The organism is Ornithinibacillus halotolerans, assembly GCF_014637405.1.
In the GTDB taxonomy this organism is placed as follows: Bacteria; Bacillota; Bacilli; order Bacillales; family Amphibacillaceae; genus Ornithinibacillus; species Ornithinibacillus halotolerans.
Map to the genome: position 1 here is coordinate 16823 of NZ_BMEY01000008.1, position 13100 is coordinate 29922.

General features: G+C 34.6%; 15 protein-coding genes. 8 read left to right on the forward strand and 7 right to left on the reverse strand.

The features are described from left to right. The first annotated feature begins 25 nt into the window (after positions 1 to 25). The 4 genes from IEV35_RS09200 (at position 26) to IEV35_RS09215 (ending at position 2660) form a co-directional block, all read left to right on the forward strand. Positions 26 to 400 carry a GntR family transcriptional regulator gene (locus tag IEV35_RS09200; protein ID WP_188384380.1) on the forward strand — a complete coding sequence of 125 codons (375 nt, stop codon included), beginning with the start codon at positions 26 to 28 and terminating at the stop codon, positions 398 to 400. After that, a complete protein-coding gene (locus IEV35_RS09205; protein WP_188384381.1) occupies positions 400 to 1266 on the forward strand; it encodes an ATP-binding cassette domain-containing protein in 867 nt (288 codons plus the stop codon). The genes IEV35_RS09200 and IEV35_RS09205 overlap by 1 nt, the downstream gene beginning before the upstream one ends. Continuing rightward, positions 1266 to 2066, forward strand: coding sequence for a hypothetical protein (locus tag IEV35_RS09210; protein WP_188384382.1), 801 nt, complete (start codon positions 1266 to 1268; stop codon positions 2064 to 2066). Before IEV35_RS09205 ends, IEV35_RS09210 begins: the two co-directional genes overlap by 1 nt. 90 nt (positions 2067 to 2156) lie before the next feature. Continuing rightward, on the forward strand, positions 2157 to 2660 hold the full coding sequence (locus IEV35_RS09215; protein ID WP_188384383.1) for a hypothetical protein: 504 nt from the start codon (positions 2157 to 2159) through the stop codon (positions 2658 to 2660). 27 nt (positions 2661 to 2687) lie between these two features. Here the strand turns inward: IEV35_RS09215 and IEV35_RS09220 are convergent, their stop codons facing one another. Together IEV35_RS09220 and IEV35_RS09225 are read right to left on the reverse strand one after the other, a co-directional pair. Beyond that, entirely contained in the window at positions 2688 to 3194 is a 507-nt protein-coding gene (locus tag IEV35_RS09220; protein WP_188384384.1) for a DUF1648 domain-containing protein, read from the reverse strand. Between the two features lie 97 nt (positions 3195 to 3291). After that, a complete protein-coding gene (locus tag IEV35_RS09225; RefSeq protein ID WP_188384385.1) occupies positions 3292 to 4044 on the reverse strand; it encodes a hypothetical protein in 753 nt (250 codons plus the stop codon). 183 nt (positions 4045 to 4227) lie between these two features. Here IEV35_RS09225 and IEV35_RS09230 point away from each other — a divergent pair, with 183 nt between their 5' ends. Beyond that, positions 4228 to 5502, forward strand: a complete 1275-nt coding sequence (locus tag IEV35_RS09230) for a DUF418 domain-containing protein (protein ID WP_188384386.1) — start codon at positions 4228 to 4230, stop codon at positions 5500 to 5502. Positions 5503 to 5575: 73 nt separating this feature from the next. Here the strand turns inward: IEV35_RS09230 and IEV35_RS20120 are convergent, their stop codons facing one another. Then, complete coding sequence (locus IEV35_RS20120) at positions 5576 to 6034, reverse strand: glycine zipper domain-containing protein (RefSeq protein ID WP_229740698.1); 459 nt, start codon at positions 6032 to 6034, stop codon at positions 5576 to 5578. Between the two features lie 106 nt (positions 6035 to 6140). Then, the gene (gene nadX / locus IEV35_RS09240) at positions 6141 to 6920 is read right to left on the reverse strand and encodes an aspartate dehydrogenase (protein WP_188384387.1); all 780 of its coding nucleotides are present in this window, start codon (positions 6918 to 6920) and stop codon (positions 6141 to 6143) included. Between the two features lie 104 nt (positions 6921 to 7024). On the opposite strand from nadX, the gene IEV35_RS09245 reads away from it, so the two are divergent. Further along, on the forward strand, positions 7025 to 7570 hold the full coding sequence (locus tag IEV35_RS09245) for a flavodoxin family protein (protein ID WP_188384388.1): 546 nt from the start codon (positions 7025 to 7027) through the stop codon (positions 7568 to 7570). A gap of 91 nt (positions 7571 to 7661) precedes the next feature. Here the strand turns inward: IEV35_RS09245 and IEV35_RS09250 are convergent, their stop codons facing one another. After that, complete coding sequence (locus tag IEV35_RS09250; RefSeq protein ID WP_188384389.1) at positions 7662 to 8642, reverse strand: tRNA dihydrouridine synthase; 981 nt, start codon at positions 8640 to 8642, stop codon at positions 7662 to 7664. Positions 8643 to 8689: 47 nt separating this feature from the next. Further along, complete coding sequence (locus tag IEV35_RS09255; protein ID WP_188384390.1) at positions 8690 to 10954, reverse strand: ATP-binding cassette domain-containing protein; 2265 nt, start codon at positions 10952 to 10954, stop codon at positions 8690 to 8692. 184 nt (positions 10955 to 11138) lie between these two features. Between IEV35_RS09255 and IEV35_RS09260 the strand changes: the two genes are divergently transcribed. Together IEV35_RS09260 and IEV35_RS09265 are read left to right on the forward strand one after the other, a co-directional pair. Beyond that, positions 11139 to 11408 (forward strand): hypothetical protein, encoded by a 270-nt coding sequence (locus IEV35_RS09260; RefSeq protein WP_373284722.1) that lies wholly within the window; start codon positions 11139 to 11141, stop codon positions 11406 to 11408. Positions 11409 to 11437: 29 nt separating this feature from the next. Further along, entirely contained in the window at positions 11438 to 11779 is a 342-nt protein-coding gene (locus tag IEV35_RS09265) for a spore coat protein (protein WP_188384514.1), read from the forward strand. A gap of 67 nt (positions 11780 to 11846) precedes the next feature. Here the strand turns inward: IEV35_RS09265 and IEV35_RS09270 are convergent, their stop codons facing one another. Continuing rightward, a complete protein-coding gene (locus IEV35_RS09270) occupies positions 11847 to 13100 on the reverse strand; it encodes an MFS transporter (RefSeq protein ID WP_229740699.1) in 1254 nt (417 codons plus the stop codon).

Below are 13100 nucleotides of genomic sequence, written 5' to 3' on the forward strand. Positions count from 1 at the left end.
TAAAAAAGACTGGTAGGTGAAATAAGTGAGTACACCTTTTGAAGAAGACAAACCAATATACATCCAAATTAGAGAGAAAATTGAAGATCAGATCATTAATAATCAACTAAACGAAGGCGATCAAGCACCATCAACTAACCAATTAGTTAATTTTTACAAAATCAACCATGTAACAGTTTCTAAAGGAGTAAATCAGTTAGTAGAGGAGGGAATTCTCTATAAGAAAAGAGGGATTGGAATGTTTGTAGCAGAAGGAGCAAGGGAAAAACTTGTTCAAAAACGAAAGGAATCATTCATCGAAGATTACTTAATTAAACTTGTTCAAGAAGCTGATAAACTTGGTATCACTGAAAATGAAATCATTTGTTACATTAAAAAATTGAGAGGAAGTGGAAAATAATGAATATATCTGTTGAACATATAAATCTTAATTATGGGAATTTCAATGCGCTACAAGATGTAACATTTGAAATTAACAGTCCTAAAATCTATGGATTATTAGGGAGAAATGGTGCGGGTAAGACTTCACTTTTGTCCATTCTCGCTTCCTATCGACAGCCCTCTTCTGGATCTATCACGATTAATGGAGAAAGCCCTTTTGAAAATGCTAAAGTGATGCAACAAGTAGCCTTTCTTTACAAGAAAGATTATAAAGAAGAAACAGATACAATTAAAGGAATGTTACAGGATGCCGAACGATATCGACCAAATTTCGATAAAGAGTATGCAGAATACCTTGTAAAAAAGTTTAAATTAGATACTAAAAAGCCTATTAAGAAATTTTCAACAGGGATGCAATCTGCACTTAATGTCGTTTTAGGACTTTCTATCCGCACGCCAATTACTATTTTTGATGAAGTATATTTGGGAATGGACGCTCCTTCTCGAGATATTTTCTATAAAGAATTACTAGCAGAACAAGAGCGTCATCCAAGAACAATTATTCTTTCTACCCACCTTGTATCTGAAATGGAGTATTTATTTGATGAAGTCATTATGTTAGACCAAGGAAAAGTTCTTCTACATGAAGACTATGATTCTCTAATAAATAAAGGTTTTAAAATAACAGGTAATAGTGAAATAGTAGATAACTTTGTTCAATCAAAAAAACAAATAAACATGGAACAGTTAGGTAGTACAAAAGCTGTAACTATTTACGAGAAACTGAATGAGAAGGACATACAAGCAGCAAGACAACTCGGCTTAGATATTGCACCATTAACATTACATGAACTATTTGTTCATTTAACAAAGGAGGAAGACTAGTGAAACAGAATGCCATCTATCCTAAAGTTGCGTTAGATATGTTTGTCGTTCAACTAACATGGGCACTCGGATTTTTAGGTGTCATGTTATTGGTTCATATCGGTAAAATAATTGCGTCTACATTTGGTGATTATGAAGTGGATAGTTATTTCAACGTTGTGTTTATCGCCGCAAATATTTTCATGTTTGTTGTTGGTATTCTTTGTGTTAACTTTCTGCCTCATTATGTAAGTAATGGAGTCACAAGAAAGGATTATTTCAAAGGGGCGTTAATAGGAGCACTTGGATTGTCTGTTGCACTTCCAGTAATTGCAAGCATTGGTTCCTTGTTAAGCAAAGTAATACTAAATCTATTCGAAAAAATAACGATTAAAGAAGCAGATATTAATTCTGTTATAACAGATATTGAGACAGATAGTAATATTATCGGAAACATTGTGGATAGTGTTGTTCAATCATTTATTGTTCCACCATATATTGATCCAACTAGTAACTTTGTATTAGCGATTGCCATTGTTAGTCTAAATATATTTATTTATTTTCTAGTAGGTTGGCTAATTGGGGTTGCATTTTATCGGTTAGGTACTTTAGGTGGTTTACTATTCATTGTTATTGGGTTAGCCTTAATTATCGTCAAAGATGCTTTGTTACGATTAATTTTAAATTTACCATTACCACCAAAATTAGCTTTTATTGAATCTCTATCAAACAGTATTGGTGGTATTATCATCGTTGCAATAATCCTTCTAGCTCTATTTGGTATACGGTCACTTTCAAAAAATATGACGGTAAAGCTTTAGTACTAAATATGGGGCTAGATGAACATTGAAGACCATTGTACAGCCCCTTCTTTTTGAATACCTTCTATTAAGGATAAAGGGGTTGTACTTATGAGGAATATTCGATTTTCTGAAAAACTACTACTTCTTGGATATTGTTTCATATTGCTATTTATGATTGTTCAAGACTGGGTACCTCTAGGAACACTCAATGATATAACTGCTATACAACAAGAGAAAACAAAGAGCGAATTAATCAATGTTACACTAATTGGTGTCATACAAATCACCCTATTAATCTCTATCATTCTATTGTTTATTGGTAAAAAATATCCGTTATTTATTAAGCTTTGGCTAATTATCCATCCTTCCTGTATTTTCATTGGAATATTGATGAGTTGGTATATTCCCTATCTAACTGGGATCGGTGCAGCTGAGAAAGTTGAGAGTTATACAGCCATGTTTGGAAATACCCATGCATTCTTACCGGTTATGAATGGGATTGTACCAAATACATTACATGTGTTATTTCACATTATTTTGTTATTGTGTATTATCATCGCTATTTATATAGCCATTACAACCCCAAACCGTGAAAATATTCAAAGAGGCTAGTCGGAACTAGCCTCTTCAGCTTTATCCCTATTTAATTTTTCTCTGACGTAGTAAAGTCATGACAATTGGGATACCTGTACCAACAATTAATAATGGTAAAAACCAAACTCCAAAACCATTATTCCACTCCATCGCTATAGATACCGATTCAAATGCAAGTAAAGAAAATAAAATTAAACTAATATTCTTCAATTGATTTAACAATTTCCTACTAAGCAAGTAAAATTGTTCTGCATTTGATTCATTTAATCTACTAGGATAGTTATGCATCTCTGGATACTTTTCAAAGACTTGCATCATAAGAAACAAAAATCCACCTACAATCGGCAGGATAAGAAGCTCGTATTTACTACCCCATCGATCTACCTCTCCAAGTGCATTATAATGGGCAGGGACTTCAGGTGGAAGTGAACTCCAAACAGAAATTAATAGAATGATGGAACCGATATAAAATATTAAGCCAATAATATCAAATAACCATTCACTCCTTGTTTTAGGAATGTTTAGCTTTGGTCTTTGAAATGAGTTTTTCACTACTAGTCATCCTTATGGGTATTTTTCTCTTTATACGAATAGTTGGTGCAAATAGTTTCACTTCTTTCTTCTACAAGATATAGTTTCATTATCTTTTCTAATCTTCATCTACATAATAATTTCTTTCTCCAAGCTGAATATCATTGACATTTCCATCGTGGATAAAGAAGAGAATATTCTCTACAGTTCCATCACTTCCAGTTAATTCGATTGTGTTATTTTCTATCGTATATGTTCCTACCTGTGTATCATCTGTAAATCCACCAGATGTATTGGTTCCACTTAATCCACCTACGCTTCCAATGCTGACACCATTTAATTCAAAGGTACCATCTGGATTTAATGTTAGAAACAAAGTCTTTGAACTTGCGCCACCAGTAATTCCAATTAATCCAGAATACGATATATATTTATATTGATTGTTAAATACAGTACCTTCTGGAACAGGTGTTACTCGAGTTAGTTGTACATCATTGATTCGCAACGTGTCACCAATAATCTCAATTGGAAAAGAATCACTACCAATAATCAGTTGTCCATTTTCTATCGTATAATCCTGACACGAATCAACGGTACAATCAATTTTCTCTGGTCCACCATTAGCTGGTACTCCAACTAATACTTTATTTCCTTGTAAGAATGTATAAATATCCCAGCAAATACCCCCACATTCATTCCCACCAAAGTCACTCCGAAATCCATAAAACATACCAGATAAATTATCTAAACTTAATTTTGCATTTATATCAAACTGTTCTCCATTACTATTTTCATTGTCATCCTTAGAACATGCAGTAATAATAAGTACACCGGCAATTAAAAACAAAAAGACAACCCATCGTTTCCCCATCATTTTCCTCCTATTATTTTCTACAGATGAATAAACACTGATGCCATTTTATGCAAGTTACAATTCTTTCATACTAATTAATGACATAATGCCCTGATAAATTTACAATATCTATGAAACTTTAATTTTCCGAAAGCGTATTAGGTAATAGCAACTATTTTAAATGAGAAAAGCAGGTGTATTATGCAATTAAGTAAAGATATTGAATCAGATCATGAAAACAAATCCACAAAGGCTTCATTATCCCCAATTGATTTAGGTGAACGGCTACATCATATTGATAGCTTACGAGGTTTTGCCATATTAGGGATATTATTAGTGAATATGCTTTCTTTTCAATATGGGAGTATAGGTATCGAAGGAATAAGGTCTGAACTATCAGGATTAGACGCGATGTTATATGACCTCATTGAATGGCTATTCCAAGGAAGTTTTTATCCAGTGTTCTCCATGCTATTTGGATTTGGTGCAGTTATTATGTGGGAACGTGCTGCTCAAAAGGGGCGTCCTTTTAAACGAGTGTTTCTGAGAAGAATGATTATCTTACTTGTTATGGGCTATACCCATTTACATTTCATCTGGGATGGTGATATTCTATTCACTTACGCAATGGCTGGATTAGTATTAACCTTCTTCATCAAAAGGAAGGCCATCACTGTACTAGTGTGGGCACTAGTTTTGGCATTCTTACTTAATGCACCTGGACTTATCCCTTCCACTGAAGAAGATGAGATCGATTTATCTACTTATAGTGAATTGGAAAGAACGATATTAAGTGAAGGAACTTATGCAGAGATAACTTCCCATCGATTAACAGCTAACCCTTTTGAAAAAATAGACTTAGGTTTTGAAATGGGATCAATGGAACATCAGTTATTTGCTGATTTTCTCAACTTCTTTAATACGTTAACCATTACAATGCAAGCCTTTATGTTATTTTTAATAGGTGCATTTATCGCGAAGAAAAAGTGGTTACATCGTTTATCTGAAAATCGTGGTCTTCTTGTAAAAGTTACGCTAATTTTTATCACAGTAGGATTAGCTTTAAAAGGAAGTATGATTCTGACAGATAATGTCATGTTGGATTACTTTGGCTATCTACTAGGTGGTCCGCTTGCTGCAATTGGATATATTACTGGATTATCGCTATTCTTTGCAAAATTCCATTCTTCTAATTTAGTACAAGGATTTAACTCACTTGGAAGAATGGCACTTACAAACTATTTAACACATTCAGTTATTATGACTACTATCTTTTACGGGTATGGTTTTGGTCTGTTAGGGGAGCTCGGAATCCTTATTGGATCCTTAATGGCTATAGCCTTAATTGTTCTTCAAATGTTCTTTAGTAAATGGTGGCTCAGTCGTTATCAATTCGGACCGATGGAATGGCTATGGCGTTCTGGTACTTATCTGAAAGTACAACCGTTTAGGAAGATAGAAAGAAATAAAAGCTAAAGAAGACAATAGAAATAGTGCCTAACACTAATGGGCACTATTTTTCTTCGGTTTATATTTATTTTATATGGAGTCATAATGTTTGCCCTTTTTTCTTAGCGTCAGCATCTAAGCCTGTTCCTATTGCTACACCCATTCCTATTCCAATTGGAATTCCAAGTGCAATATTATCAAAGATAGTTAACCCAAACACCACACCAATACTTACACCTAGTGACATATAAATTCCTAGATAATGCCCTTGTGGCAATAATTTATGTTGTTTCTGTAAGTGAGTACTAATACTTTTTAACTTTTGTTTGTAATTGTTAGTTTCTTTTAATGTCAGTTTCTTATTTCTTAACTGCAAAATATGCTCTTCTAATTCAGTGAAGCTCCTTTTACAAGTATCGCAATCTGTTGAAAAGGACGCTAATCGTTGGACAATTCGCTTACTCTTATCTATTTCAAGTTTTGTGTTCACTTGTTTATTATTGTCATTTTCAATTTCTTCAAGAATAGCAATAAGGTTACTGGTTCGTTTATTATCCATATTTCCTCCTCCTTTATTATGTTTATACGAGATTGAGAAGAAAAAGTTCTATTAGATTTCTTTTTCATTCTAATTACCTTTCACCTGAAAGAGCATGTAATAGGCTCTACCCACCTATCCTAATATTTCTATTCATTCTTTGCAATGTGCCTAGGATACTCATCGCCGCTAAGTAACTAGTCTTTGGGTTTTCCGGAAATGGGTTATTTGTTATCTTGATCGATGCTTCGCCAAAATCACCTGAAATATCCACTTGATGAATATTTTTTTCAATATGGGGATCAGCAACTAGCCGGACATTCGTCTTTTCCACTCCTAATCCTGCTAACGCTAGAACAATAGACACATTCATATTTTTCGGAAATTGCTTGATGGCATCTACTGCTTTTCCTGCAAATATTACCTTTTCATCTGTAATTATTTCCTCAATCAAAGAACTTGCTGGTTTCCGTGTAGTCAATGTGACATTAGTAACAGAACCTAGTGCATGTGCATTTTGTACAATATCTAAACCACCAATTGCACCTGATGGTAAATGAACAACATGGTTATATTCATCTACAAGACTACTTATTTCTGTTAGTAGTTCTGCATCTGCAAGTGCGCCGATACTAATTAACACGACGTCCTTTTTCTTCATCACAGCTGGCAACAATGTTTTCACGGCTTGTACATTTGCCGCTTCTACTACTATATCAATATCTGATTGGAGAAAATCATCAAGATTACTATATAACTTAACCCCAAAACTCGATTCTAACGTACGGTATTTCTCCACATCTCGTACCAAAATACTATTAATATGTAAATTTTTCATTTGCTTAGAATTGATTTCTTTTAATAAGAAATTAGCAATCGCACCAGCACCAATAATACCAATTTTCATTATGATCCTCCTGACATTTTAATAAAGGTATTTATTTTATGATTCTGAATTTTATTATAGAATAGAATGTATCGTTGAACAAATCTTGAAACTGGAGGGTACAAATGAGTATTTGTGTCTTATATGGTGGGAATCGGATTGATGGGAATACGGAGACAATAACAAAAAAGGTTATTCAAGAACTAAACGTAGAAGAAATATACTTAATAGACTACAGAATAGAACCAATAGTAGATAAGCGTCATGCACCAGAAGGTTTTCCTGAAGTACATGACGATTACAATGCAATTATTGAGCGTATTCTTCCTCATCAAGTTTTAATATTTTCAACCCCGATTTATTGGTATAGTATGACTAGTGTTATGAAGAGCTTTATTGATCGGTGGTCACAAACATCAAGAGATGCAAATTATCCCAATTTCAAAAAGATAATGGCTGAGAAGAAAGCTTACGTTATAGCTGTTGGAGGAGACAATCCGTATATAAAGGGGTTACCAATGATTCAGCAATTTCAACATATTTTTGATTTTATTGGGGCGGAATTTAGTGGATATATTATAGGAGAAGGAAACAAGCCAGGTGAGATTAATAATGATTTGAATGCACTCCATGCAGCGGAACAACTGCGGGAGAAACTTCGTAATTCTTAAAAAGGATAAGAAAGCAAAAAAGACGTAGATTAATAAAGTGAACCCTTTGTAAAGGACATTTATTAAATCCACGTCTTTTTTATTGAGAAAGTTAGTTATTAATAACATCTTCTATATTATTTTCAAATCGATTAAGCATTTCACGCACTTCATCTGTAGAGTCTGTACTCATTAAAGAATTTCTTAATTCACTAGCTCCTCGAAACCCTTTCACATAAATCTTAAAAAAGCGGCGAAGAGGACCAAATGGACGAGGTTCTAATTTGGAATATTTATCAAAAAGATCCAAATGAATTCTTAGAAGGTCCAATAATTCTTTACTATCATGTTCTTTCGGCTCTTTTTCAAACGCAAATGGATTTTTAAAAATGCCTCGTCCAATCATTACTCCGTCAACACCGTATTGTTCAACAAGTTTTAAACCAGTTTCACGGTCTGGTATATCTCCATTAATTGTTAATAGCGTATTGGGAGCTATCTCATCTCGAAGTTTTTTTATTTCCGGAATCAATTCCCAATGGGCATCAACATTACTCATTTCTTTTCGCGTACGTAGATGAATAGAAAGATTCGCAATATCTTGTTTCAACACATGAGTTAACCAGTCCCGCCATTCATCAACGTCAGTGTATCCAATTCTTGTTTTCACACTGACCGGGAGCCCACCTGCTTTTGCTGCTTGAATAATCTCTGCAGCAACTTCAGGATGATTAATTAGTCCTGCACCTTTTCCTTTAGCTGCTACATTTTGCACAGGGCACCCCATATTAATATCGATACCTTTAAATCCTTCTTCCGCCATTCCGATACTCATTTGGCGAAAGTATTCAGGTTTATTTCCCCAAATATGAGCTACAATTGGTTGTTCATCTTCCGTATAGGTTAAACGGCCTCGAACACTTTGTTTTCCTTCTGGATGGCAGTAGCTTTCTGTATTTGTAAATTCGGTAAAAAACACATCTGGTCTTGCTGCTTCACTGACAACGTGTCGGAAAACAACATCCGTAACATCTTCCATTGGTGCTAATATAAAAAACGGCCGAGGTAATTCCCGCCAAAAATTTTCACTCATGATATTATTCCAATCCTTTCATTCTGTTCGACAAAATTCGGGAGGTGTCAGACACCTGCTCGGAGGCACTTTCCTGTTGGTGTTGGTGCCTTTATGATATCTTTTGGTGTACCTTCGAAGATAATGGTCCCACCTTGTTTACCGCCTTCTGGGCCTAATTCAATTACCCAATCACTAGCAGCAATAAAGTCAAGATTATGCTCGATTATTATAACAGAATTCCCCCTGTTTACAAGACTTTGGAACAAATTTAATAGTTTCTCATTGTCTTTGACATGAAGTCCTAATGACGGCTCGTCCAGCAAGTATATTTGTCCTTCTTTATATAGATGGCTTGCCAGTTTTAAACGTTGAACCTCACCACCACTAAGTGAACTGGTCGTTTGGCCGAGTGTTAAATAATCTAATCCTACTTCCTTTAAGGTTTGTAGTCTCTTTATAATCTTCGGCAACTTAAAATAGCTAAGTGCTTCCATAATCGTTAATTCTAAAATTTCTATTATATTCTTATTTTCAAATGTATACTGAAGTGCTTCTTCTGAATATCTTGTGCCTTGACAGGCTTCACAAGTGATTGTAACAGGATCAGCGAAAGCTATTTCAGGTTTCATTTCACCTTTTCCTTTACAAACTGGACAAGCACCTAATGAATTAAAGCTGAATAATCCTGGTGGTTGACCTGAACTCTTTGAAAATAGGGTACGAATCTCATCCATGATCCCCATATACGTAGCTAGTGTGGAACGGCTAGAGATTCCAATTCTATCCGGTCCAACTTGAATTGTTTCCGGATATGCTTTTAGAAATTCTCCAAACATTAAAGAGCTTTTTCCTGAACCTGAAACACCACAGATGGATACTAATACATTTTTAGGAATCGAGACACTTATATTTTTCAAGTTATTATCTCTAGCTTTATTTATTCTAAAATAACTTTCAATGTTTCTAGGATTGTTATTTACTTTGAACTTGTGGTTTATAATTGTTGAACCTTTTCTAGTACTTAGTTCTTCCTGACTTCCTTGAAAAACAACCATTCCACCGCCTACACCTGCACTAGGACCCATCTCAATAATTTCATCTGCTGCTTTTATAAAAGCTAAATTATGTTCGATGACTATTACCGTATTATGTCGTTCTTTTATATGTTGCATCGTCTGAATCAGCATATCCACTTCTTCTGGATGAAGTCCTGCACTTGGTTCATCGAAAATATATGTAATATTATTTAAACTACTTCCTAAATGACGAGCTATTTTTACCCTTTGAGCCTCACCACTAGATAAAGTATTTGTTTTCCTTGATAAACTTAAATAACCTAATCCCATATCCACTAGTTGCTGTATGAGTGGGACTGTTTGTAATGCAATAGATTCTCCAACTGGATCGTTTATTTTCTTTATTTCTCCAACTAATTCGGTAAGTTCTAATTGCTCATATTGTGCGATATTATAGCCATTTATTTTACATGCTAATACTTTAGGATTTAATCCTGAACCAAGGCATGTTGGACAAAAAGACTGTGTCGTTACAGCTAGCACATCTTCTTGCGATACCTCTCTAAGTTTGGATATATCTCTATTAATATACAGTCTTGTAAATCTAGGCAGTAAACCATCCCATTCATGATCTTGTGGTCCATTTTTTGTGTGAAACGGTGCAAAGACTCTTTCCCCTTCCGGAGGACCTTCTATTAGTAGTTGACGCTGTTCTTCTGGAAAGTCTTTTATCGGTAAATCAGGATCGAATAATCCACCAGTTATCATCCATCTCCCTTGCCAACCTGAAGGGGATAATGGTTTAAATTGAACAGCGTAATCTTTGAGTGACTTGTCAAAATCAATTAATTTATGTACATCTGGTTTAATTACTTCTCCATACCCACCACATTCCGGACATTTACCAAAAGCGCTTTGGCTAGAAAAATCTGTTGCAGAACCAATTGAAGGCTCGCCAATTCTTGAAAATAACAGTCTAATTAATGGATCAATATCCATATAAGTACCAACAGTGGAACGTGAATTTCCTCCAATTGGTCTTTGCTCAACTACGACAACAGGACTTAAATTTTGCATCAAATCTGCTTTTGGCCGTTCATAACGTGGCATTTGATTTCTAACATAGAGAGGATAGTTCAATGTCATTTGTCTTCTACTTTCTGTTGCTAACGTATCAAACACAACAGAACTTTTACCAGAGCCAGATAGACCAGTAAACACAATTAGTTTTTCTTTTGGAATGTTCAAATCAATATTCTTTAAATTATTTTCTTTCAATCCTCTAAGAATAATCTCATCTTTTACTTCTGACATCGTACCATCCTTCCCATTTTCTCTACTTGAAATCACTGTAGATTAATTAAAAATTACTTATGGATAAAGTCTTGCATTCCATTCAGTCTTTTTCAACTTTTTTGTTCTATGAGAGGACGTGCAAAGTACATAAAAACAATATCCGAGAACAAACTAACGATTAAATGATAAAGGAGGAGTCGACTTGCAAAATCAACAAATGGGACAACAAAACCAACAACCGATCTTTCAGCAACCACCCCATGTTATTACAACAAAGGATTTTTCCTATATTAATGACATGCTTGCTTGGAATTTATTAGCGATGAAAAAAGCCCATCATGCAGCAGAGCATTGTCAGGACCAACAGATTAAAAACAAACTTGAAGCATGTGGGCAAATGCATCAGAGACATTATAGTAAGCTATTAGCACACTTGGAAGAAAAACAAGCAAATAATTCTATTACACAATAGGAAGGAGCTAAGTCGTGCAAAACCCTAATATGCAAAACCAAAATCAAAATAAAATCCAAAACCCTAGTACTCAAGTTCCAAAAACACCACAAATGAACGAACGGGACTTCGTAAATGACATTTTAGCAATGGAAAAATATATGACAAATTCCTATTCAACTGCCTTAAATGAAGCGAGCCATCAACATCTGTATGATGATTTATTAAGTATCTTTACAGAAACACAAAATATGCAGCATGAACTATATAATCTTATGTTTCAAAAAGGTTGGTACAAGCTTGAGGCTGAAAACACACAAAAGATCCAGCAATCTTACCAACAGCATCAAGGTTACATGAGTCAATTTCCATATCAGGGAACAATTCAATAAGCCCGCCATCGCAAAAAAATCCTACTTCACTAATAAAAGTAGGATTTTTTATAACTATTTAGTTTTCTTACGCTCCACTGCCACTAAACAAATTGACGTGTTCAATACTAGGAAGTTTACGTAGTACTGAGCTACTTAACCAATATACACTAAATAAAATTATCGAAATACTACAAATCATAACGGAGATATGTGGTGCAAAAGCCTCTCCGATGAAGCCACCAATGAGTGCTCCTACCGGCATACCAATAGATGCTGCACTAGTTAACAATGTAATGACTCTACCGATAAATTGAGTCTCTACTTGTTTTTGAATGGATGAGAAAACTAGAATATTCAGTACTCCAATGGAAACGGCACCTGCGCAATATAACATAATAGAAGGAATTAAAGGTAGTGTTGCTGTCCCCATCCACATCAGACCCGTTCCGAAAAATGTAACGATAATCAACTTTCCAAAATCAATATGTTTCAGTTTAGGCGTAACAAGTGCACCTATTAACATCCCTAGTGACATTGCCGCTAAGTAAAAACCATATGCTGCTTCTGTACCATTCCCTTTTGTTAATGCGAATGCCGGTAAATTAGTTGTCATAATAACCATAGCAATATTAATAAACACAATTGAAAAGATCATTTTCGGAACTAATGAATTTTTAATATAGTTAAATCCACCTTTGAGGTCGCTCACATATGCTATTGTTGCAGATTGAACAGATTTAAGATTTTCTCTTGAAATGTCTGGTTGTGGGAAATTAAAGAATGTATACAAGAGGCTTACTACTAATAGACAGACTGCAAAGATCGATATAGCTGGAATCGTACCAATAAATGTGACGATTATTCCGGCACCTGCAAGAAAAGCAATATTAAAACCTTCTCGTATAGTTTGTAGGTAGGAATTAGCTTCCACTATATTATCCTTTCCTACAATAATAGGAAGAACAGTGGACTCAATTGGATACGTATATTGTGTAAATAAAGCTACTATAAATAACAAACTAATTACATACCAAACATTTAATCCGATTGTGTAGTGTAACAGTGGTATTGAAAGCAAGATAAGTCCTTTAATAAGGTTGCTATATACTAAGCTATTTTTATACTTGGCATAGTTAGCTAGTGGTGCAATTAAGAAAGACATGGCACCCGCTGACGTTATTGCAAACACTGCTAAACCAGAAAAGAAGACACTGCCACTTAAATTTAACACAAGTAACATCCCTGCAATTAAGTAAAGCCCACTACCGATTTCATTAATAAAAACACCTGTCATTAGTAACAAAAAGTTCCTCTCGCGTACAAATGGCTTCATTTTCAT